The following is a 20,548-nucleotide window of genomic DNA, read 5'->3' as shown; positions in this document are numbered from 1 at the left end:
GGGACACTGTCTCCCCGGCGGGGGTCGCAGGGGGCGGCGCCCCCTGCCCTTTCAGGCCAGCCAGTGCGGGACGGGCAGCCCCTTGCTCCGGAGAAATTCCGGGTTGAACAGCTTGGACTGATACCGCGCCCCACCGTCGCAGAGGATGGTGGCGATGGTGTGCCCCGGTCCCAGCGCCTTGGCCAGGCGGACGGCGGCCGCCACGTTCAGCCCCGCACTGCCGCCGACGGAGAGCCCTTCCTCGACCAGCAGCGAGAAGACCCACTGCAGCGCCTCGGCATCCGGGATGGTCTCGGCGCCGTCGATCGGGGCGCCTTCCAGGTTCCCAGGCACACGGGCGGCCTGCCCGATTCCCTCGGCGATCGAGTTGCCGGAGGTGGCCTTCACCGTGCCGGAGTTCACCCAGGGGGCGAGCGCGCTGCCCTCCGGATCGGCCAGCACGATGCGGACCTTCTCGTTGCGCGCCTTCAGTGCCAGGGCGACGCCAGCCAGGGTGCCGCCGGTGCCGCAGGCGCAGGTGAAGGCGTCCACGCGCCCGTCCGTCTGCTCCCAGATCTCGCGGCCGGTGTACTGCTCATGGGCGCGGCGGTTGGCCAGGTTGTCGAACTGGTTGGCCCAGATGGTGCTTCCCTGCGCCGCCTGCATCTCCTCCGCCAGCCGGCGGGAGACATGCACGTAGTTGCCGGGATCGGCATAGGGCTTGGCCGGCACCAGCCGCAGGTCGGCGCCGATCATGCGCAGGAAATCGAGCTTCTCCCGGCTCTGCGTCTCCGGCACGACGATGACGCTGCGCCAGCCGCGCGCATTGGCGGCCAGTGCCAGCCCGATGCCGGTATTGCCGGCGGTGCCCTCGACCACCGTGCCGGGCTGGCCCGGCACCAGCAGCCCCTGCTCGACGGCGTCCTGCAGGATGCCCAGCGCGGCGCGGTCCTTGACCGAGCCGCCCGGGTTCATGAACTCCGCCTTGCCGAGGATTTCGCAGCCGGTTTCCTCGGAGGCGCGGCGCAGGCGGATGAGCGGCGTGTTGTGCACCGCACCCCAGAAGCCGTCGGCGATCGGCGAGGCCGGCATCAGGAGTCCTTCAGCTCCACCCAGCGGAGATAGGGCTTCTGCGCCTCCCAGCCCTGCGGGAAGCGCTCCTTCGCCTGCTCGTCGCTCACGCTGGGGACGATGATGGCACGGTCGCCCTTCTGCCAGTTCACCGGCGTGGCCACCTTGTGCCGGTCGGTGAGCTGGAGGCTGTCGATCACCCGCAGCACCTCCTGGAAGTTCCGGCCGGTGGAGGGCGGATAGGTGAGCATCAGCCGCACCTTCTTCTGCGGATCGATGACGAAGACCGTCCGCACGGTGACCGAGGGGTCGGCCTCCGGGTGGATCATGCCGTAGAGCTTCGAGACCTTCTGCTCCGGGTCGGCGATCATCGGGAAATTGACCGCGGCGCCCTGCGTCTCGGCGATGTCGGCCTCCCAGCCGGCATGGCGGTCCAGCGGGTCCACGGAAAGGCCGATGACCTTGGTGTTGCGCCGATCGAACTCCGGCTTCAGCCGGGCGGCCTCGCCCAGTTCGGTGGTGCAGACGGGGGTGAAATCCTTGGGATGGCTGAACAGCACCACCCAGGAATCGCCGGCCCAGTCATGGAAGCGGATGGTGCCGGCCGTGGTTTCGGCCGTGAAATCCGGGGCGATCTGCCCGAGCTGGATGGTCATGCGGCGTACTCCTTCTCTCGGGGAGAAGAAATCACGCCCCAGGAAGGTGGTCAATCGGCTCGGAGCCGCGCCAGCGCGGCCAAAAGGCGCAGAAAATCGCGTAAAATTGTGCTCCGCAGGGCGGCGGATCACACGGACAGGCTTACAGCATGGTCTCCGGATGCCGCAGAAGCCACAGCCGCTCATGCGCCGCGACCAGGCTTTCCATGCTCTTGCGCCGGTTCTGGTCAGGCATGGTGGGGCGGCGCGTCACCATCTTCTCGAGGACCAGAAGCAGCTCCTGCGCCACTTCGAGGTCGCCCTGGTCACAGGCCTGATGGAAGGCGATCAGGATCTTGTCGGACAGGCGGCGGGTATGGCGGGGGGTCGCAGGCGTGCTGCGAGACGCATCATGCCCGGCATGCCCTGCGGGGCCGTCAGACCACTCATCCGCCATGTCGCCCATACTCCTCATCCTCGCCAGCAAGATGTCGCTACACACTTGCAATGAATTCCGCCACACCCTCTTCGGTTGTGGCGAATCGCGTTTGTATGAATTTACCGGACGATGCCCCGGTTAACCAAGCCGCACAAATCAGCCGCGGCCCCTGGATCCTGACTTCCAGAAGGTTAACGTTGCGTCAATAGCGCGCTCAGAGCCGTCCGAGCTGGGCGCGGATCGCCTCGGCGATCGCCTCCGGCGGGGTCTGCGGACGCAGCAGCGACAGCACCCGCCCTCCCTCGCCGATCAGATAGACGAAGGAGGAGTGGTCCATCAGGTATTCGCTCATCTCCGGCCGCTCGACCTTGGCATAGAAGACGCGGAAGCGCTTCGCCGTCTCGGCCACCTGCTCCGGGGAGCCGGTCAGCCCCACCATGCGCGGGTGGAAGTTGCTGACATAGGCCTTGAGCTGGGCCGGGGTGTCGCGCTCGGGGTCAATGGTGAAGAGCACGGGCGTGACCCGCGCCGCCTCCTCGGGGGCCAGCAGGTCCATGGCGCCGGCGATGCCGCCCAGCTCGGTCGGGCAGACATCGGGGCAGAAGGTGTAGCCGAAATAGGCCACCAGGAGCTGGCCCTTGAAGTCGGCCTGGGTGACGGTGCGGCCATCCTGGTTCACCAGGGTGAAGGGCCCGCCGAGGGACATGCCGCCGGGAAGCTGCACGCTGCCCGGCGTGGCGGACACCGAGGCTTCCTGCCCGGTCAGCCGGGCCACCTGCCGGGTGAAGGCCTCGGCCAGCGGTTCCCCGGGCTCGCGGCCGAACCAGGCGACGCCCCAGAGCACGGCGAGGCCGGCGATCAGGACCAGGACCAGGAGGCGGAGGGCGCGCTGCATGGCGCCCTGCTTAAACCATCCCGCGCCGCTTGGTCAGGGGGTGCGGCCCGCGCGATCAGCCGCACCGTGTTTCATTGCGTAACCGCCGCGGCTCAGCCGGGCAGGATCGCCCCTTCCGGCTGCTTCTCGGAGAAGATGCCCTCGGCGAAGGCCTCTTCCCAGGTGCCCTGGGTGCTGGCCTTGGAGTACTCGGTCGCGCGGCCCTCGAAGAAGTTCATGTGCTCGACCGCGTTCAGGATCTCGTCCAGCCAGGGCAGCGGGTTCTTCTCGATGCCGTAATGGGGATCGAGGCCGAGCTGCTGCAGGCGGCGGTCGGCGATGAAGCGGATGTACTTCTTGATGTCCTCGGGCGTCATGCCCTCGACGCCGCCCAGCTCGAAGGCGAGGTCGATGAAGGCATCCTCGTGCTCGACGATGGTGGTGCAGATCTCGGTCAGCTCCTGGCGGAACTGCGCCGTCCAGATCTCCGGGTTCTCCTGGATGAAGGTGCGGAACAGCCGGATCACGGAGAGGCAGTGCAGCGTCTCGTCGCGCACCGACCAGGTGACGATCTGCCCCATCCCCTTCATCTTGTTGAAGCGGGGGAAGTTCAGCAGGATGGCGAAGGAGGCGAAGAGCTGCAGACCTTCGGTGAAGGCGCCGAAGGCGGCCAGCGTCTTGGCGATCTCGGTCTTGTTCTCGACCGAGAAGGTTTGCATGTAGTCGTACTTGTCCTTCATCTCCTTGTACTTGAGGAAGGCCTGGTACTCGGTTTCCGGCATGCCGATGGTATCGAGCAGATGCGAGTACGCCGCGATGTGGATCGTCTCGATGTTGCTGAACGACGACAGCATCATCAGCACTTCGGTCGGCTTGAAGACCTGGCTGTAGTACTTCATGTAGGCGCCGTTCACCTCGACATCCGCCTGGGTGAAGAAGCGGAAGATCTGCGTGACGAGGTTGCGCTCGACGTCGGTCAGGTTCTTCTGCCAGTCCTTCACGTCATCGGCCATCGGAACCTCTTCCGGCAGCCAGTGGACGCGCTGCTGGGTCAGCCAGGCGTCATAGGCCCAGGGGTAGCGGAAGGGCTTGTAGACGGGGTTGGCGGTCAGCAGGTCGAACTTCTCGGGCGCGCTTTCGGCGGTCGCGGACATGGCGGGATCTCCGGCATTCGGTCGTGGGGCTGCCGCCCCGTCCCCGGAGGGGACAGGCGGCGCCGCCGCGGGTCAAAGAGAGTCTGTGTGAGGGGCCGGCGCCTGCCTCACTGGCAGGCGAGGCACTCCTCGTAGTTCGTGGCGTTCTCGCCGGCCACGGCGCGGGTCGGGCGGGCCGGCGTGGTCGGCAGCACGGCCTCGATGCTGATTCCGGCAGCACCCAGCGCCGGCTGCGCCGCCACCTTCTCGCTGATCGTGTCGGCGCGCTGGATCGAGAGGCTGCGGCAGTAGTAGAGCGACTTCACGCCCTTCTTCCAGGCCTGGTAGTGAATCTGGTGCAGGTCGCGCTTGTGCACGTCGGCCGGCACGAACAGGTTCACCGACTGGCTCTGGCAGATGAAGGGCGTGCGGTCGGCGGCGTGCTCCACCACCCAGCGCTGGTCCAGCTCGAAGGCGGTCTTGAAGACGGCCTTCTCCTGCTCGTCCAGGAAGTCCAGGTGCTGCACGCTGCCCTTGCTGACCGTGATGGTGGTCCAGGTCTCGTCGTCGTCGCGGCCGTGCTTCGCCAGCACCTTCTTCAGGTACGGGTTGCGCACGATGAAGCTGCCGGACAGCGTCTTGTGGTTATAGACATTGGCCGCGATCGGCTCGATGCCCGGGCTCGCGCCACCGCAGATGATGGAGATCGAGGCGGTCGGCGCGATCGCCATCTTGTTCGAGAAGCGCTCCATCGAGCCGTACTCGGCCGCATCCGGGCAGGGCCCGCGCTCCTCGGCGAGCTGGCGCGAGGCGGCGTCCGCCTGTTCGCGGATGTGCTTGAACATCCGCTTGTTCCAGACCTTGGCGATGACGCTCTCGAAGGGCACGTTCTGCGCCTGCAGGAAGGAATGGAAGCCCATCACGCCGAGGCCGACGGAGCGCTCGCGCATCGCGCTGTACTTCGCCCGCGCCATGGAGTCCGGCGCGCTGTCGATGAAGCTCTGCAGCACGTTGTCGAGGAAGCGCATCACGTCCGGGATGAAGCGCGGCTCGTCCTTCCACTCGAACCAGGTCTCGAGGTTCAGCGAGGACAGGCAGCAGACGGCGGTGCGCTCCTGCCCGTGCTGGTCGCGCCCGGTGGGAAGCGTGATCTCGGAGCAGAGGTTGGAGGTCTTCACCTCCAGCCCGGCCAGCTTGTGGTGCTCCGGCCGCGCGCGGTTCACGTGGTCGGAATAGATGATGTACGGCTCGCCCTGCTCGATGCGCGCCATCAGGATGCGGATCCAGAGGCCGCGCGCCGGCACCTTGCGGATCACCGCGCCGTCCTTCGGCGAGGTCAGCGCCCATTCCTCGTCGTTCTCCACCGCGCGCATGAAAGCGTCGGGGATGAGGATGCCGTGGTGCAGGTTCAGCGCCTTGCGGTTCGGGTCGCCGCCGGTCGGGCGGCGCATGTCGATGAACTCCTCGACCTCGGGATGCGAGACCGGGAGGTACACCGCCGCCGAGCCGCGCCGCAGCGAGCCCTGGCTGATCGCCAGCGTCAGGCTGTCCATCACCCGGATGAAGGGGATGATGCCCGAGGTCTTGCCGTTCTGGCCGACCTTCTCGCCGATCGAGCGCAGGTTGCCCCAGTAGGAGCCGATGCCGCCGCCCTTGGAGGCCAGCCAGACATTCTCGTTCCACAGCCCGACGATGCCGTCCAGGCTGTCATTCGCCTCGTTCAGGAAGCAGGAGATCGGCAGGCCGCGCGTGGTGCCGCCGTTCGACAGCACCGGCGTCGCCGGCATGAACCAGAGGCGGCTGATGTAGTCATAGATGCGTTGCGCATGCGCGGCGTCGTCGCCGAAGGCGCTGGCAACGCGGGCAAAGAGGTCCTGGTAGGATTCACCCGGCATCAGGTAGCGGTCGCTCAGCGTCGCCTTCCCGAAATCGGTGAGCAAGGCGTCCCGCGAACGGTCCACACGCACCTGACCATGCCCGGCGAGCTGGACGTCATCGGCAAGCTGTACGGCATCGAACACGGCGAGAATCCCTGAATCGCTGGGGCGTTGTCGGGCGCACCTTTGCACCCTGCCGCCGCGCGCTTCAACCCAGATGTGGTGGGTGGGATGCAGGACGGACCGCTACAAATTGGTCCGCCTTCCCGCTGTCCACAGGCGGCGCCGGCCCCCGAATCCCCGGAAAATCTGGTGAAGCCAAGGTTATCCACCATCCTGTTCAGGCGGCCTCGCAAGGCCGGCGGGGCGCAAAATTTTTCATCCGGTGGCCGAGATGCCGCACCTCGCGGAGCCTGTATGGAATCGGGCGGCCGGCACCACCCCCTTGCACGGCGAAGGGGGAGACCGCGCCGCGGCCTCCCCCCTCTTCGCAGTCTCCCCTCTCGGCGCGGCTGCGCGCCGCCCTGCCCGGGTCAGCCGGCTCTGCCGCCGGCGGCGCGCTGCTCAACCTTCCGGCGCAGGTTGTCCACAGTGTTCAGGATCTGGCGCGCGCCGCCGCCCTTGTCGTCAAGGGTCAGCGGCTGCGAGAGCTTGAAGAGGTCTTCCCGCACCGACCGCTCGGCATCCTCGTACAGCGCCTCGTCATGCAGCTCGCGCGGGGCGCGGCGCATGGCCTGGTGGACCTGCTGGGCGGCCGCCTTGACGTCCATGCGCGCCGGCGTCATCGCGTTCTGCTGGTTCTCCGCCGGTTCGTCGTCGCTGCGCTGAATGGCGGTCTCGAGCTGCGACTGCGCCTCACCAAGGATACGGGCGTATTCCTGCAGGCTGTTCGCGGCGGGCTGCGGCGAAAACTCCGTGTTCGCGTCACTCTGCGGCCGGCTCGGCTGCGGGGGCGTGACCGGCGCCTGGCGCGGATCGGCCTGCGCCAGGGCGCCCCCCGTCAGGCCCAGCATCATCGCCAGAGCCAGCAGCGGCTTCTGCATCGGCATGTTCGTCCTCCTTCATGGCCGTTCTGCGGAGAGCAACCGGCCGGGCCGGCCAGGGTTCAGCCCGCCCTCTCGCTGCTCGCTTCACGGCGGAACCTCCGGTCCGACTGGCGGGTTATTGTCCTGAGCCGGTGAGGAGGCGCCGCTTCGGCAACGCTTCCGGCACGGCAGCGAAGGAGCCACGCATGGCAGACCAGAACAGCAAGCCATCCGACGCCGGCAAGAGCCCCGCCGACCGCCTGGCGGAGAAGAATGCCGGCGCGCAGACCTCATCCGCTCCCGGTGGAGGCCACGGCATTTCCTCCGGCCTGCATCCGGGGGGCAGCATCCCGGACAGCACGCCAGGCGCCGGCCTCGGCAGCCTCGGCACGGGCGGCGCCAGCACCGGCGGCGCGCCGAGCGGCGCCGTGAAGAAGGGGGACCGGGCATGACCGGCCGGAATCCGGACGAGAAGGCCCCGACCCACCAGGGCCTCGGGGCGCAGGGGCCGGGCAATGCGCATGGCATTCCGCCGGAGCATGAGCCGGACACCGCTGGCAAGCCCTTCGACCCAGGCGGCGGACAGCCGGCGCCGGACCCGCAGGCTGCGGCGGACGCCTTGCTGCGGCGCGCCAATCCCGGCCAGCGCGCCGGAGGCAAGGCCGGCCCGGAGGCGGCTGGCAGCGGGACCTCCAACACGGACCGCTGAAGGCGGGGGCGGGGGCTTAGCCAGGCGCCCCCCATCCCCGGGGAAGGCCCGCCGCCACACCCAGCGGCTGCAGGCCAGCGCATCCTCTCATCCCTGCCGGAATGCTTCACGGGGGAACTTCGCCCAGGCGGGGCCGGTTGCTGCGGCAACCGGCAAATGGGCACGACATGACAATGCGCAGATCGCAAACTTCCCCTCCCGCGCTCTGGATTTCCGGGCTCGTCATCCTCCTGCTTGGCCTGGCGCTGGGCGCCGCCGGCGTCTGGCTCGCCGTCCTGGGCGGCTCCTGGTACTACGCCATCACCGGCCTGGCCTTCGTGCTGACCGGCGCGCTGCTGATCCTGCGCCGCCCCTCGGCGCTCTGGCTCTATGCCCTGGTCGTGCTCGGCAGCGTCATCTGGGCCTGGTACGAGATCGGGCTGGACTGGTGGCAGCTCGCGCCGCGCGGCGACATCATCTTCATCATCGGCCTGTACCTGCTGATGCCCTGGATCACGCGGCCGTTGCGGCGACGTGAGGGGCAGCCGCCGCTCTCATGGTCCGGCGCCGCGGTGCCGCTGCTCGCCGCCCTGGTGCTGGGCGGCGCCTATGGCGTGGTGACGATGGTCACCGATTCGCACGGCCATACCGGCACCCTGCCCCGCGCCGACACCGCCCCGGCCACCGATTATGCCGGCGTGCCGAGCGGCGACTGGCACGCCTATGGCCGCACCGACCACGGCGACCGCTACTCGCCGCTGGCCGAGATCACGCCGCGGAACGTCGCCGACCTGAAGGTGGCCTGGACCTACCGCACCGGCGACATGCCGCAGCCCGGCGACCCCAACGAGACCACCTTCGAGCTGACGCCGCTGAAGGTGGGCGACAAGGTCTTCATCTGCACGCCACACGACTACGCCATCGCGCTCGACGCCGAGACGGGGCGCGAGATGTGGCGCTACGACCCGCAGATCAAGGTCTCCAAGGACCTGCAGCACCTGACCTGCCGTGGCGTCTCTTACCACGCGGCCGCGCCCGAGCAGGCGGAGGCGGCCGGCGCCTGCCCCAGCCGCATCTTCCTCCCCACCGCCGATGCGCGGCTGATCGCGCTCGACGCCGAGACCGGCAGGCCCTGCCCCGGCTTCGGCGAGAACGGCCATGTGGACCTCTGGCGGGGCATGCCCGACCTGCAGCCGGGTTTCTACTATTCGACATCCCCCCCGGTGGTGGCGCACAACTTGGTCATCATCGCCGGCAATGTCAGCGACAACGTCTCCACCACCGAGCCCTCGGGCGTGATCCGCGCCTATGACGTCTTCACCGGTCGGCTGGTCTGGAACATGGACCCCGGCCAGCCCGAACGCACCGCGCCGATCGGCCCGGACGAGACCTATACCCACAACTCGCCGAACAGCTGGAGCATCTCCAGCGCCGACGAGGAACTCGGCATGATCTATCTGCCGATGGGCAATGCCACGCCGGACCAGTGGGGCGGCCACCGCACGCCCAACATGGAACGCTTCTCCAGCTCCATCCTGGCGCTCGACATCGACACCGGCCAGGTGCGCTGGGTCTACCAGACCGTCCACCACGACCTCTGGGACATGGATATCGGCGGCCAGCCAAGCCTGCTGGACCTCACCATCGAGGGCCGGACGGTGCCGGCGCTGGTGGCCTCGACCAAGCGCGGCGACCTCTTCGTGCTCGATCGTCGCACCGGCGAGCCGATCTTCCCCGCGCCCGAGCGGCCGGTGCCGCAGGGCGCCGCCGCGGGCGACCACACCTCCCCCACCCAGCCCTTCTCCAGCGTCACCTTCACGCCGCCACGGCCGCTGGAGGGGCGCGACATGTGGGGCGCCACCATGTTCGACCAGCTCTACTGCCGCATCCGTTTCCACCGGCTCCGCTACGAGGGCATCTTCACGCCGCCTTCCGTGCAGGGCTCGCTGGTCTATCCCGGCAATTTCGGCGTCTTCGACTGGGGTGGCATCGCCATCGACCCGGCGCGGCAGGTGGCCTTCACCGCGCCGAGCTACTTCGCCTTCTACTCGCGCCTGATCCCGCGTGAGCAGCAGCAGGAGAACCGCCCCGCCGACATCCAGAGCCCCGCCGGCGGCTCCGACATGGAGGGCGGCGCCGACGAGATCGGCGTGAACCCGAACTACGGCGCGCCCTTCGCGGTGGACATGGGCCCGCTGGTCTCGCCGCTCGGCCTGCCCTGCCAGGCGCCGCCCTGGGGCTATGTCGCGGGCGTGGACCTGCGCAGCGGCGAGATCGCCTACATGCACAAGAACGGCACGGTGCGCGACCAGTCGCCGGTGCCGCTGCCCTTCAAGATGGGTGTGCCGTCGCTCGGCGGCCCGATCATCACCGGGGGCGGTGTCGCCTTCATGACCTCGACGCTCGACTACTACGTCCGCGCCTATGACGTGACGACGGGGCGGCAGCTCTGGCGGGACCGCCTGCCCGCCGGCGGCCAGGCGACGCCGATGACCTACCGCTCCCCGAGCGGCCGGCAGATCCTGCTGGTCGTGGCGGGTGGCCATGGCTCGCTCGGCACCAAGCAGGGCGACTACCTCATCGCCTATGCGCTTCCCGGCGACGGCCGGCCCACGCAGACGAGCAGCCGCTGAGCGCCTCGCCTGCCCCGCCGCCGCCCTGCCGCGGCGGCGGGGAGGCTTGCGCCGCGCGCCGCCCGGCGCATCTTCTCCCGGGCATGCTCCGCTTCGCCCTCCCCACCGCCCTGCTTGCCCTTGGCGCCATCCTCGCCCCCGCCGCCCATGCGGCGGAGCGTGACGCGGCGCTCTGCCGGCAGGCCATCGCCCGCATCGCTCCGGCCGCCGGCGTGCCACCCGGCCTGCTCGGCGCCATCGCGCTGGTCGAGAGCGGCCGCCCCGACCCGGCCACCGGCCGCCCCGTGCCCTGGCCCTGGACCTACAATGTCGAGGGCGAAGGCTTCGCGGTCCCCAGCAAGGCGGCCGCCATCGCGGCGGTCGAGAAGCTGCTGGCGGGCGGCGCCCGCTCGATCGATGTCGGCTGCATGCAGGTCAATCTGCTCTATCATCCCAAGGCCTTCGAGAACCTGGAGGAAGCCTTCGACCCGGAGGCCAACACGCGCTACGCCGTGCGCTTCCTGCGCGCGCTGCGGGCGCAGCACGGCGACTGGGGCGCCGCCGTCGCGCGCTATCACTCGGGCGAGCCGGAGCGCGGCCTCGCCTACAGCCGCCGGGTCGCGCTTGCCCGCCTGGGCGCCGCCTGGAACGGCGGCGGCGCGGCGCCGCTGCCGCCGAAGCTGGTCTCCGGCCTCTGTGCGAGCGGGCGGGTGCCGGCGCTGCGCTTCACCGGCGGGCGGGGCGGGCGCCGCCTGACCACGCCGCGCCTGGTCTGCTTGCGGCCCGGCTCCCGGTAGCAGCGGAGCGCAGCCGGAACCTTCAGCCTCATCACAGGACGCACGGCAAGTCGGCGCGCGCCCCGGGGGGATTCCTGCCCGCGGCCGGCAAGTTCCCGCGCCGAAACCGCGGTTTCCGTGGGGCGTTGAACTTCCAGTGCCAACAGCAGGAAGCGCCATGCTCAGCAATGCCAATTTGAGAGATCTTTTCGAGCCTGCCGAGCACGTCCTTTCTGCCTACCTTCCGCTTGACCCCGAACAGCGCGACATCCGCCTGCAGCAGGGGCGCCTGCGGGACGTTCTGCAAGCGGCGGAAGCCGGGCTGGAGCGGCGTGGTCTCGATCAGCGCCAGCGCGAGGCAATGCTGGCCCCGCTTGTGGAGGTCGCCGCCAGTCTCGACTTCGCCGAGCACCGGGAGCCGGCCCTCGCGCTGTTCCTGCACAACAGCGGGGTGCGGATGCTGCCGCTGCCGCAGGCCGTCCCCTTCCACGTGACCGTGGCGCGGCATGCCTGCATCAAGCCGCTGCTGCCCGTCATGGCGCGCCATCGCCGCTTCTGGCTGCTGGCGCTCAGCGCGGGGCGCGCCCGGCTGTTCTCCGTCACGCCCTTCGAGCGCAGCGAAATCCCGCTGGGGCTGGAGCAGCCCGCCGCCGAAGCCGCCGGAGAGCCGGAGCCGCAGGAGGAGGGCGCGACGGGCCTGGTCGAGGAGATCCAGCGCGTCGCCGAGACCCTCAGGGCGCGCCTGACGAGTGATCCCGCCCCCCTGCTGCTGGCGGCGGAACCCAAGGTGAGCGGCCATTTCCGCAAGCTGGCGCAGCTGCCGCAACTGCTGCCCGAGGGGCTGTCGCTCAATCCGCACGCCTTCTCCCCGGCGGAGCTGCAGGAACGCGCCCTCGCCGTGATCCAGCCGCTGCTGGAGAGCGAAGCCCAGGCGCTGATCGAGAAGATCAACGCGCGCCTCGGCGCGGCGGAGAACACGGTCGCGATCCGGCTGGAGGAGATCCTGCGCGCCGCGGAGGAAGGCCGCGTCGATGCCGTCGCGGTGGCCTCCGACGCGGCGGTCTGGGGCCGCTTCGACCTGGAGGCCGGCCTGCAGGAGGTCCATGGCACGGCGCACGGGCTGGACGAGGATCTGCTCAACCAGGTGGCCATCGCCACGCTGCGCACCGGAGGCCGCGCCTTCGCCCTGCCGCGCGAGCGCATCCCGCGCGCCAGCATGGCGGCCGCGCTGCTTCGCTACTGATTGCACGAAAGGAGGATCCGATGGATCGCCCGCTGGAGATCGCCTTCCACAACATGCCCTCTTCCTCCGCGCTCGAAGCCGAGATTCGCCAGGGCGTGGACAAGCTGCAGAAGCGCTATTCGCATCTGATCGGCTGCCGCGTCTCCGTGGAGGCGCTGCACCAGCAGCACCAGACCGGGAATGTCTATGAGGTGCACATCGTCCTCTCCGTCCCGGGGCGTGACCTCGCCGTCTCGCGCGAGCCGCAGCGCGCCAAGGAACGCTATGCCAATCCGGACGTGCGCACCTCGCTGCGCGACGCCTTCAAGGCCGCCGAGCGGCAGCTCGAATCCTTCAAGGGCAAGCTGCGCGAGGACACCACCAAGCCGAGCGCGGAAGCCATGGCCGGCCAGGTGACGCTGATCGAGCCCGGGCAGGATCATGGTTTCATCCTGACCAATACCGGCACGCAGCTCTATTTCCACCGTGACAGCGTGACCGACGGCCGCTTCGAGGATCTGCGCCAGGGCGACCGCGTCCACTATGTCGAGGAGCAGGGCGGCGCCGGCCCCACGGCGACGAAGATCCGCACCGCCACCTCCAAGCCGGCGGCCTGAACGCGCCGGGCGGGGCATCCGTCACCGTTCCTTCCGGGAAGCGTCACAAAAGCGCAGCCGGCCCGGCTTAGAAGCGCCCGGCGACAATCCGGGCGCCAAAGGACCGACCGGGGCCAGGCGCGCCACCCTGGAGCCCCGGCCCCGCCGGTCCTGAGCCGCATCCGGCGACGCTTCACGGCAGCACCAAGGACGGCCATGACCGAAACACGCCGCGCGCGCCCCCTTCTCGGCGCCGCGCTCCCCCTCGAAGGGCTCCGGATGCACCGGGGCTGGATCCTCGAACGGCAGCGCGACCTGGAACTGCAGGATTTCTACGCGCCGGAGGTGCTGGACGGGGACTGGCAGCCGCTGGCCGAGCAGATCAAGGCGCTGCTCGACGGCCATCGCGGCCGGCTCGGCCTGCACGGGCCCTTCCTCGGCTTCCGGCTGGACTCCGAGGACCCGGAGATCCGCGCCGTGGTCGCCCGCCGGATGGACCAGGCGCTTGATGTCTGCGCCGCGCTGGGCGTCACCCAGATGGTGGTTCACTCTCCCTACACGACCTGGAGCCACAACAACCTGGACAACACTCCCGGCGCCCGCGAGCGGCTCGTCGAGCGCGTGCACCTCACCCTGCGCCGCGCCGTCGCCCGCGCCGAGGCGATGGGCTGCGTTCTGGTCATCGAGAACATCGAGGACAAGGACCCGCATGCCCGCGTCGCCCTTGCCGCCTCCTTCAACAGCCCGGCGGTGCGCGTCTCGCTCGATACCGGCCATGCGCATTATGCCCATGGCAGCACCGGCGCCCCCCCGGTGGACTACTACGTGCATGCCGCCGGCGACGCGCTGCAGCACGTCCACCTGCAGGACGCCGACGGCTTCGCCGACCGCCACTGGCACCCCGGCGAGGGCACGGTGCGCTGGGAGGCCGTCTTCGCCGCCCTCGCGGCACTCACCTCCGATCCGCGGCTGATCCTGGAGGTGCGGGAGCCGGCCGGGCTGCGCAAGGGCGCGGCCCATCTGGAGCAGCTCGGCCTCGCCGAGTGAGGCCGGCGCCGGGGAGCGCGCCTCCCCGGCCCCTTTCCGGGCCCGGGCTGCCGCGGTTCCCGGCCAGCACGCGCTGCCCCAGCGCGGCTCCAGCAGAGGGGTGAGGCCGGCTTGACCCCGTGCGGTGCTTCTCTACGCTTCCCCGGCATTCAGGAGGCGGGCACGCGGCATGACACTGGCGATGAGCTGGGACGAATGGGCGGGACACGATGCCACGGCGCTGGCCGCCCGGGTGAACAAAGGCGAGCTGACCGCCGCCGAGCTGGCCACCCAGGCTGCCGCCGCCATCGCCCGCACCAACCCGGCCCTGAGCGCGGTGGTCGAGGTCTTCGAGGATGTCGTGGCCGATCCGCTGAAGGACGGCATGAACCCGGCCGGCCCCTTCGCCGGTGTTCCCTACCTGATGAAGGATCTCGGCCCGACCCTGAAGGGCCGGCTGCAGGAAATGGGCTCGCTGCTGATGCGCGGCAACCGCGCGACCGCCGACAGCTACCTGGCCGGACGGATCCGGCAGGCCGGGCTCAACATCCTCGGCCGCAGCACGACGCCGGAATTCGGTGTCTGCAGCTCGGCGGAGAACCCGGCCGTCTACGTGACGCGCAACCCCTGGGACACCGATTACACCACCTGCGGCTCCTCCGCCGGCAGCGCGGCAATGGTCGCGGCCGGCGCCCTCCCCATCTCCCACGCCACGGATGGCGGCGGCTCCATCCGCATTCCCGCGGGCGTCAACGGCGTGATCGGGCTGAAGGCCTCGCGGGGCGTCTTCTCCATCGCGCCCTCCGCCTCGGACCTGACCGGGCTGGTCTCCACCCAGGGCTGCCTCACCCGCTCGGTGCGCGACATGGCGGCCTTCGTGGACAGCTGCCGCGGCGGCGCACCGGGCGAGTTCATGCCCTACTGGTCCCCCGCCGAGCCCTATTCCGAGCTGATCCGGCGCGATCCCGGCCGGCTGCGCATCGCACTCTCCCATGAATGGGGTGACTACCGCGCCACGCCGGAGCGGGTGCAGGAGCTGGAGCGGGTCGGCCGCTTCCTCCAAGAGCTCGGCCACGAGGTGGACTGGGCCTTGCCGGTGGTGGACTTCCGCGCCGCCTTCGCCGCGCAGACCACCTGCTACATCAGCAACTTCGCGCAGACCATCGGCAACCTGCTCGCGCCGCTCGGCCTCGAACGGCCGCCCGCCGACCGCGTCGAGCCGGTCAACATCCGCATCTGGGAGGCCGGGCTGAACACCTCCTACACGGAGCGGGCGCGGATGCAGGCGGTGTTCAACACGACGTCCCGCGGCTTCGGCGCCTTCTTCGAGGACTGGGACATCATCCTGACGCCGATCACCGCCCTGCCGACGCCGCGCATCGGCACGACGGAATACCTGACGCTCAGCGACAATCCCTCGGTGCTCGACTGGTTCGGCAATCTCTGGCGCAACTTCGCCTATACGCCGCTGGCCAATCTCTGCGGCATTCCCGGCATCTCCCTGCCGCTGGCGATGCAGGACAACGGATTGCCCTTGGGCATCCACGCCCTGGCCCGGCAGGCGAATGACGGGCTGCTGCTGCAGCTCGCGGCGCAGATCGAGCGGGCGATCAGCGGCCAGTGGAATGCCGGGCGGCGGCCGGCCGTGCACGTCACCCAGGGCTGAGGCGGCGCCCCCGCCAGGGCTTAGAGCATTTTCCGTTCGCTCTGGCTCGCGGAAAGCGCTCCAGCCGTTTGTTTTGACGAGCATCTTCACCCGTTCCGATGATGCCACCGGAACAGGATCTGCTCTAAAAGCTCGGCATCCCCGCCGGGCCCGTGGGCCGCTGCGTCACGCCTTCGGTGCGGGCGGGCTGGCTGATCGGCGCGCGCGTCGCCTGGTCCGCGAAGACCAGCGCCAGCAGGAAGCTGATCCAGAGCAGCCAGGCGCCACCCGAGAGCCGCAGCAGCGGGTCCGGGCGGCGCAGATGCATGAAGAACACGCCGACCATCACCATCTTCGCCGCCGCGATCGCCAGGCTCGCCGCCATGTTGAACCCACCCATCGGCACATAGGCCAGCGCGCAGCTCGCCAGTGCCAGGGCGATCAGCGCCGCCCAGACGGGGACGGTGCGCCAGAGGATCGCGCCGAGGGTCTTCGGATCGCCCTCGCCCAGGGAGTGCCGGCTCATGAGGAGGCCCGCCCCTGGAGGTAGATCAGCGGATAGAGAAAGATCCAGACCACGTCGATGAGATGCCAGTACAGCCCCGCCGCCTCGAAGGCCGGGCTGCGCAGCGGCCGCGCGCCCCGCGCCGCCTGCCAGGTCAGGAAGCCCACGGTGCTGAGCCCGCCGATCAGGTGCAGCGCGTGCAGTGGCGTCAGCGCCCAGTAGAAGCCCCAGAAGAGCACTGCCCCGGGCTGCTCCATCGGGAAGCCGGGGCCGGGGACCATGCCCTTCTCCAGGTCGGACCGCCATTCCATGATCTTGAGTCCCAGGAAGACCAGGCCGAGCGCCAGGGTCAGGCCGAGACTCCAGAAGCTCACGCGACGCAGTTCCGCCCGGGTGGCGAAGGAGGCGACCGCCATGGTCAGGCTGCTGGTCAGCAGCACCAGGGTGTTCACCGTGCCATAGACGATCTCGGCCTCCTTCCCCGCCGCCTCGAAAGCCTGCGGATGGTAGAAGCGGGTGGCGAAGAAGGCGGCGATCAGCGCACCGAACAGCAGCGCCTCGCTGTTGAGGAAGAGCCACATGCCGAAGCCGGCCGCCTCGCGCTGCCGCCGCAGGCTTTCCCAGGGCTCCCGCAGGGCCTCGCCGCCGCTGTTCATGCGCCCCTCCCCTGGTTCTCGTGCGGCTCCCGCTCGGTGTGGTGCGGCCCCTCGGATTCCGGGTGGTAGAGGTAAGGTCCCTCATCCACCACCGGCATGCGCCTGAAGTTGTGGCGCGGCGGCGGCGAGCTGGTGCGCCACTCCAGGCCCGTCGCCGCCCAGGGATCGTCGGTGGCGCGCGCGCCGCGGAACAGGGAGAGCGTCAGGTAGCCCATCGGCAGGAGATAGGCGGCCGCCAGCAGCACCGCCCCGGAGGAGGACATGACATGCCAGATCTGGAACTCCGGCGGATAGGCGCCGTAGCGGCGCGGCATGCCGGCATAGCCCATGATGAACATGGGAAAGAAGGTGAAGATGAAGCCGAAGAACATCAGCACCGCGGCGAAACGCGCCCATCCCTCCGGGTACAGGCGCCCGGTGATCTTCGGCCACCAGAAGGAGAGCCCGCCATAGAGCGCCGTCACCGCGCCGCCCACCATGATGAAGTGGAAATGCGCGACGACGAAATAGGTGTCGGTGACATGGATGTCGATCGGCACGGAGGCGAGGAACAGTCCGGTCAGCCCGCCCAGGGTGAACAGCCCGATGAAGCCGAGCGCGTAGAGCATCGGCGCCTCGAAGGTGATCTGCCCGCGGTAGAGGGTGAAGCTCCAGTTGAACACCTTGATCGCCGAGGGCACGGCGATGACGAAGGAAAGGAAGGAGAAGACCAGGCTGGCGAAGAGCGACTGGCCGGAGACGAACATGTGGTGGCCCCAGACCAGGAAGCCGATCACCGCGATCCAGAGGATCGCGTAGATCATGAAGGTGTAGCCGAAGATCCGCCGCCGCGCGAAGCAGGTGACGATCTCGCTGATCACGCCGAAGGAGGGCAGGATCATGATGTAGACGGCGGGGTGGCTGTAGAACCAGAACAGGTGCTGGAACAGCAGCGGATCGCCGCCATGGGCGGGATCGAAGACCGGCAGGCCGAAGCCGCGCTCGGCCACGATCAGCAGCAGCGAGGCGGTGAGCACCGGCGTAGCCAGCACGATGACGATGGAGGTGGCGTAGATCGCCCAGACCAGCAGCGGCAGGCGGAACCAGTACATGCCCGGCGCGCGCAGCAGGTGCACGGTGGCGATGAAGTTCAGCCCCGTCATGATCGAGGAGAAGCCGACCAGCACCACCGCCAGCGCCGCCAGCAGCACATAGCCGTTGGAGAACATGGTGGAGAAGGGCGTGTAGAAGGTCCAGCCCGTGTCCACCCCGCCCAGCAGCAGCGAGAGCAGCAGCAGCAGGCCGGCACCGTTGAACAAGTACCAGCTGGCGAGGTTGACGCGCGGGAAGGCCAGGTCGCGCGCGCCGATCATCAGCGGCAGCAGGAAGTTGCCGAGCGTGTTGGGGATCGAGGGCACCAGGAAGAACCACACCATGACGGTGCCGTGCAGGGTGAACATGCGGTTGTAGGCGTCCGCCGTCATCACGTCCTGCGCCGGAGTGAACAGCTCCAGCCGCATCATCACCGCCGCGAAGCCGCCGATGATGAAGAAGGCCAGCAGCGACGCCATGTAGAGCAGGGCGATCCGCTTGTGGTCGGTGGTCGTCAGCCAGGAGAGGATGCCCTGCTCGGCCGTCAGGTAGTTGTCGTGCCATGGCTCGGCCGGAGCCTCGGCGGGACGGACGCGGCGCGCGGCCAGGTCGCTCATGAACCGCCCTCCTGCCGCAGGGACATGAGGTAGGCCAGGATCTTCTGCAACTCGTCCTCCCTCAGGATGCCCGCGAAGGTCGGCATGATCGGCGCGTAGCCCGCGGCGATGTCGCGCCGCGGCTGCAGGATGGAATCCCGCAGATAGGCCTCGTCGGCGCGCACCGTGCGGCCATCGGCCAGGTTCACCATGCGGCCGTAGAGCCCCGTGAGGTCCGGCGCGTGCACCGGCGAGGCGGGCGCGTGGCAGCCGGAGCAGCCGACGGTGCGGAACAGCGCCTCGCCCTCCTTCGACTGGTCATCCTCCTGCGGCTGCGCGGCGCGCCAGCGGATGTAGTCCTCGGGCTTCATCACCACGACCTCGCCGCCCATGCGCGAATGCAAGGTGCCGCAATATTCCGCGCAGTAGAGCGGGAACCTGCCCTCCTTGGTCGGCGTCAGGGAGATCTGCGTGGTGCGGCCGGGCAGCACGTCCTGCTTCTCGCGGAAGGCCGGCACGAAGAAGCTGTGGATGACGTCCTGCGACTGCATCAGCAGTTGCACCGGCTCGCCGAGCGGCAGGTGCAGCGTGTTGATCTCACGCGCACCGTTGGGATGCCGCGCCTTCCACATCCACTGCCGCGCCTCGATATGGACCTCCAGCGCATCCGCCTTCTGCTGCTCCGCCGTGAGCACGGTGATGCTGGCCCAGCCGAAGAGGAACAGCGCCAGGAAGAGCGTGCCGGCGATCCAGCCGACCTCCACCTCCTTCTGGATGAACTCGGGCAGCTCCCCGCGCCGGGCGGAGGAGCCGCGACGGTAGCGGATGGAGAAGCCGAGAATCAGGCCGCCGACCAGCAGCACGATCGCGGTGCTGATCACCAGCAGCGCAATGACGATGACATCCACCCGTCCGGCGACGGAGGAGGCCTCGGCTGGCCAGAAGGCGACCCCGCTCATGCCCGGCGCTCCCGCCAGAGGGCCCAGACCAGGAAGCCGCCGAGCAGCAGCACGGTGGTGGTGGTGCCGATGGTCAGCACCCTTTCCACCCAGGCGTTGTAGATCCCGCGCGCGGCGTCGAAGCCGTAGCAGAACAGCCGCAGCTGCTCGCCCAGGCTGCCGACCTGTCCCTTCCCTGCCTCCACCAGCGCCAGGCGCAGCGTCGGCGGATCGATCTCCAGCCCGCTCAGCACGCGGGAGACGGCGCCGTCGGCCGTCAGCACCAGCAGTCCGAGCGGATGCGCGTAGCTGTCGGTCTCGGCGTCGTAACGCGCGGTATAGCCGAGCGCCGCCTCGGCGCGCTCGATGCCGGAGGCATCGGCGACCAGGAAGCGCACGCCCTCCGCCGGCGCATCCGGGAAGTGGGCCGCCTTCATCGCCGCCGCCTCGGCCGGCCCGTCCTTCGGGTCGATGCCCAGCGCCAGGAAGGTGTAGTCCTTTCCCGCCCGCAGCTTCACCTTCTCCAGCGCCGCTCCGGCCAGCCCCAGCTCGGTGCCGCACAGCACGGTGCAGGTGTAGTCGGCCAGCACCAGCACGGCGGGCCGCTTGCCCTGCGCCTGGGCGGGCGTGGTGGCATGGCCCGCCGCGTCGTGCAGCGCCAGGTCGGCCGGCAGCCGCGCCCCCGGCGGCGGCGCCAGCGCCACCTCCGAGAGGGTCGCCTGCGTCAGCGCGGCCTGGGCGGGGCTGGCGCCAAGCAGAGCGAGCAGCGCCGGGAAAAGGAGCAGACCCCGCCTCACCGGACCGCCTCCGGGCGAACCGGCAGAGGCGTGCCGGGGGGCGCCTGCAACGGCGCATAGGCCTGCGCGCCGCGCCGGACAACGCGATCCATCGCCTGCTCGATGGACAGATGCAGCGTGCCGTCCGCCTGCCTGCCCCCTTCCATCTCGGCACGTTGCGCCGCCCGGAAGCTGTCCAGATTGGCGGCCGGGTTGGTCTCCAGCCGCGGCTGCGGGAACTGCCGCGGGGGTGCGTAGTCCATCGGCGCCTGCATCCAGTTGTAGAGGGCATAAAGTCCGCCCATGGCGAGGGCGAGGAAGGCCGCCGTGCCCAGCCCGACGCCCAGGATCAGCCAGGAACGCAGGTCGATGCGGGAGCGGCGTTCCGTCAGATCGTTCGGCATGGCC

General features: G+C 69.6%; 21 protein-coding genes. 8 read left to right on the top strand and 13 right to left on the bottom strand.

Translation table 11 applies throughout. The features are described from left to right. Window positions 1-51 precede the first annotated feature (51 nt). The 7 genes from QMO56_RS05585 to QMO56_RS05555 all read right to left on the bottom strand — a co-directional run bounded on the left by QMO56_RS05585 (window position 52) and on the right by QMO56_RS05555 (window position 7,051). Window positions 52-1,071 (bottom strand): cysteine synthase A, encoded by a 1,020-nt coding sequence (locus QMO56_RS05585; RefSeq protein ID WP_283524048.1) that lies wholly within the window; start codon window positions 1,069-1,071, stop codon window positions 52-54. Beyond that, window positions 1,071-1,706: a peroxiredoxin gene (locus tag QMO56_RS05580; RefSeq protein WP_283524047.1), complete on the bottom strand. Its 636-nt coding sequence runs from the start codon at window positions 1,704-1,706 to the stop codon at window positions 1,071-1,073. Before QMO56_RS05580 ends, QMO56_RS05585 begins: the two co-directional genes overlap by 1 nt. Window positions 1,707-1,848: 142 nt before the next feature. After that, window positions 1,849-2,151 (bottom strand): hypothetical protein, encoded by a 303-nt coding sequence (locus QMO56_RS05575; protein WP_283524046.1) that lies wholly within the window; start codon window positions 2,149-2,151, stop codon window positions 1,849-1,851. A 187-nt stretch (window positions 2,152-2,338) separates the two neighbouring features. After that, on the bottom strand, window positions 2,339-3,019 hold the full coding sequence (locus QMO56_RS05570; protein WP_283524045.1) for an SCO family protein: 681 nt from the start codon (window positions 3,017-3,019) through the stop codon (window positions 2,339-2,341). Window positions 3,020-3,111: 92 nt separating this feature from the next. Continuing rightward, window positions 3,112-4,152 (bottom strand): ribonucleotide-diphosphate reductase subunit beta, encoded by a 1,041-nt coding sequence (locus QMO56_RS05565; RefSeq protein WP_283524044.1) that lies wholly within the window; start codon window positions 4,150-4,152, stop codon window positions 3,112-3,114. A 107-nt stretch (window positions 4,153-4,259) separates the two neighbouring features. Then, on the bottom strand, window positions 4,260-6,152 hold the full coding sequence (locus QMO56_RS05560) for a ribonucleoside-diphosphate reductase subunit alpha (RefSeq protein ID WP_283524043.1): 1,893 nt from the start codon (window positions 6,150-6,152) through the stop codon (window positions 4,260-4,262). A 389-nt stretch (window positions 6,153-6,541) separates the two neighbouring features. After that, window positions 6,542-7,051: a hypothetical protein gene (locus QMO56_RS05555; RefSeq protein WP_283524042.1), complete on the bottom strand. Its 510-nt coding sequence runs from the start codon at window positions 7,049-7,051 to the stop codon at window positions 6,542-6,544. 188 nt (window positions 7,052-7,239) lie between these two features. Here QMO56_RS05555 and QMO56_RS05550 point away from each other — a divergent pair, with 188 nt between their 5' ends. The 8 genes from QMO56_RS05550 to QMO56_RS05515 all read left to right on the top strand — a co-directional run bounded on the left by QMO56_RS05550 (window position 7,240) and on the right by QMO56_RS05515 (window position 15,619). Next, window positions 7,240-7,485, top strand: coding sequence for a hypothetical protein (locus tag QMO56_RS05550; RefSeq protein ID WP_283524041.1), 246 nt, complete (start codon window positions 7,240-7,242; stop codon window positions 7,483-7,485). Then, entirely contained in the window at window positions 7,482-7,742 is a 261-nt protein-coding gene (locus tag QMO56_RS05545; RefSeq protein ID WP_283524040.1) for a hypothetical protein, read from the top strand. Before QMO56_RS05550 ends, QMO56_RS05545 begins: the two co-directional genes overlap by 4 nt. A gap of 167 nt (window positions 7,743-7,909) precedes the next feature. Next, a complete protein-coding gene (locus QMO56_RS05540) occupies window positions 7,910-10,354 on the top strand; it encodes a glucose/quinate/shikimate family membrane-bound PQQ-dependent dehydrogenase (protein WP_349362342.1) in 2,445 nt (814 codons plus the stop codon). 83 nt (window positions 10,355-10,437) lie between these two features. Then, window positions 10,438-11,130, top strand: a complete 693-nt coding sequence (locus QMO56_RS05535; RefSeq protein WP_283524039.1) for a lytic transglycosylase domain-containing protein — start codon at window positions 10,438-10,440, stop codon at window positions 11,128-11,130. Window positions 11,131-11,287: 157 nt separating this feature from the next. After that, on the top strand, window positions 11,288-12,352 hold the full coding sequence (locus QMO56_RS05530; protein WP_283524038.1) for a hypothetical protein: 1,065 nt from the start codon (window positions 11,288-11,290) through the stop codon (window positions 12,350-12,352). A gap of 20 nt (window positions 12,353-12,372) precedes the next feature. Beyond that, complete coding sequence (locus QMO56_RS05525) at window positions 12,373-12,948, top strand: HPF/RaiA family ribosome-associated protein (RefSeq protein WP_283524037.1); 576 nt, start codon at window positions 12,373-12,375, stop codon at window positions 12,946-12,948. A gap of 195 nt (window positions 12,949-13,143) precedes the next feature. Next, window positions 13,144-13,974 carry a sugar phosphate isomerase/epimerase gene (locus QMO56_RS05520; RefSeq protein ID WP_283524036.1) on the top strand — a complete coding sequence of 277 codons (831 nt, stop codon included), beginning with the start codon at window positions 13,144-13,146 and terminating at the stop codon, window positions 13,972-13,974. Window positions 13,975-14,143: 169 nt separating this feature from the next. Beyond that, window positions 14,144-15,619, top strand: coding sequence for an amidase (locus QMO56_RS05515; protein ID WP_283524035.1), 1,476 nt, complete (start codon window positions 14,144-14,146; stop codon window positions 15,617-15,619). Between the two features lie 124 nt (window positions 15,620-15,743). Here the strand turns inward: QMO56_RS05515 and QMO56_RS05510 are convergent, their stop codons facing one another. Genes QMO56_RS05510 through QMO56_RS05485 form a run of 6 tightly spaced genes read right to left on the bottom strand, consistent with a single transcriptional unit; the run spans window position 15,744 to window position 20,544 of the window. Beyond that, window positions 15,744-16,124 carry a cytochrome C oxidase subunit IV family protein gene (locus QMO56_RS05510; RefSeq protein WP_283524034.1) on the bottom strand — a complete coding sequence of 127 codons (381 nt, stop codon included), beginning with the start codon at window positions 16,122-16,124 and terminating at the stop codon, window positions 15,744-15,746. Beyond that, entirely contained in the window at window positions 16,121-16,759 is a 639-nt protein-coding gene (locus tag QMO56_RS05505) for a cytochrome c oxidase subunit 3 (RefSeq protein WP_283524033.1), read from the bottom strand. Before QMO56_RS05505 ends, QMO56_RS05510 begins: the two co-directional genes overlap by 4 nt. Further along, window positions 16,756-18,447 carry a cbb3-type cytochrome c oxidase subunit I gene (locus QMO56_RS05500; RefSeq protein ID WP_283524032.1) on the bottom strand — a complete coding sequence of 564 codons (1,692 nt, stop codon included), beginning with the start codon at window positions 18,445-18,447 and terminating at the stop codon, window positions 16,756-16,758. Before QMO56_RS05500 ends, QMO56_RS05505 begins: the two co-directional genes overlap by 4 nt. After that, a complete protein-coding gene (coxB, locus tag QMO56_RS05495) occupies window positions 18,444-19,385 on the bottom strand; it encodes a cytochrome c oxidase subunit II (RefSeq protein ID WP_283524031.1) in 942 nt (313 codons plus the stop codon). Before coxB ends, QMO56_RS05500 begins: the two co-directional genes overlap by 4 nt. Continuing rightward, complete coding sequence (locus tag QMO56_RS05490; protein ID WP_283524030.1) at window positions 19,382-20,161, bottom strand: hypothetical protein; 780 nt, start codon at window positions 20,159-20,161, stop codon at window positions 19,382-19,384. Before QMO56_RS05490 ends, coxB begins: the two co-directional genes overlap by 4 nt. Next, window positions 20,158-20,544 (bottom strand): hypothetical protein, encoded by a 387-nt coding sequence (locus QMO56_RS05485; protein WP_283524029.1) that lies wholly within the window; start codon window positions 20,542-20,544, stop codon window positions 20,158-20,160. Before QMO56_RS05485 ends, QMO56_RS05490 begins: the two co-directional genes overlap by 4 nt. Window positions 20,545-20,548: the final 4 nt, after the last annotated feature.

It is taken from the genome of Roseomonas sp. E05, assembly GCF_030063475.1.
Taxonomy (GTDB): domain Bacteria; phylum Pseudomonadota; class Alphaproteobacteria; order Acetobacterales; family Acetobacteraceae; genus Pseudoroseomonas.
This window is presented reverse-complemented; position numbering and strand designations above follow the sequence as displayed.

Bases quoted from the DNA above. Each gene is read 5' to 3' on its own strand.
- QMO56_RS05570 (WP_283524045.1), bottom strand. From the start codon at position 3,019: ATGCAGCGCGCCCTCCGCCTCCTGGTCCTGGTCCTGATCGCCGGCCTC.
- QMO56_RS05530 (WP_283524038.1), top strand. From the start codon at position 11,288: ATGCTCAGCAATGCCAATTTGAGAGATCTTTTCGAGCCTGCCGAGCAC.
- QMO56_RS05500 (WP_283524032.1), bottom strand. From the start codon at position 18,447: ATGAGCGACCTGGCCGCGCGCCGCGTCCGTCCCGCCGAGGCTCCGGCC.
- coxB (WP_283524031.1), bottom strand. From the start codon at position 19,385: ATGAGCGGGGTCGCCTTCTGGCCAGCCGAGGCCTCCTCCGTCGCCGGA.
- QMO56_RS05520 (WP_283524036.1), top strand. From the start codon at position 13,144: ATGACCGAAACACGCCGCGCGCGCCCCCTTCTCGGCGCCGCGCTCCCC.
- QMO56_RS05550 (WP_283524041.1), top strand. From the start codon at position 7,240: ATGGCAGACCAGAACAGCAAGCCATCCGACGCCGGCAAGAGCCCCGCC.
- QMO56_RS05510 (WP_283524034.1), bottom strand. From the start codon at position 16,124: ATGAGCCGGCACTCCCTGGGCGAGGGCGATCCGAAGACCCTCGGCGCG.
- QMO56_RS05535 (WP_283524039.1), top strand. From the start codon at position 10,438: ATGCTCCGCTTCGCCCTCCCCACCGCCCTGCTTGCCCTTGGCGCCATC.
- QMO56_RS05540 (WP_349362342.1), top strand. From the start codon at position 7,910: ATGACAATGCGCAGATCGCAAACTTCCCCTCCCGCGCTCTGGATTTCC.
- QMO56_RS05580 (WP_283524047.1), bottom strand. From the start codon at position 1,706: ATGACCATCCAGCTCGGGCAGATCGCCCCGGATTTCACGGCCGAAACC.
- QMO56_RS05505 (WP_283524033.1), bottom strand. From the start codon at position 16,759: ATGAACAGCGGCGGCGAGGCCCTGCGGGAGCCCTGGGAAAGCCTGCGG.
- QMO56_RS05485 (WP_283524029.1), bottom strand. From the start codon at position 20,544: ATGCCGAACGATCTGACGGAACGCCGCTCCCGCATCGACCTGCGTTCC.
- QMO56_RS05525 (WP_283524037.1), top strand. From the start codon at position 12,373: ATGGATCGCCCGCTGGAGATCGCCTTCCACAACATGCCCTCTTCCTCC.
- QMO56_RS05565 (WP_283524044.1), bottom strand. From the start codon at position 4,152: ATGTCCGCGACCGCCGAAAGCGCGCCCGAGAAGTTCGACCTGCTGACC.
- QMO56_RS05545 (WP_283524040.1), top strand. From the start codon at position 7,482: ATGACCGGCCGGAATCCGGACGAGAAGGCCCCGACCCACCAGGGCCTC.
- QMO56_RS05515 (WP_283524035.1), top strand. From the start codon at position 14,144: ATGACACTGGCGATGAGCTGGGACGAATGGGCGGGACACGATGCCACG.
- QMO56_RS05575 (WP_283524046.1), bottom strand. From the start codon at position 2,151: ATGGGCGACATGGCGGATGAGTGGTCTGACGGCCCCGCAGGGCATGCC.
- QMO56_RS05555 (WP_283524042.1), bottom strand. From the start codon at position 7,051: ATGCAGAAGCCGCTGCTGGCTCTGGCGATGATGCTGGGCCTGACGGGG.
- QMO56_RS05585 (WP_283524048.1), bottom strand. From the start codon at position 1,071: ATGCCGGCCTCGCCGATCGCCGACGGCTTCTGGGGTGCGGTGCACAAC.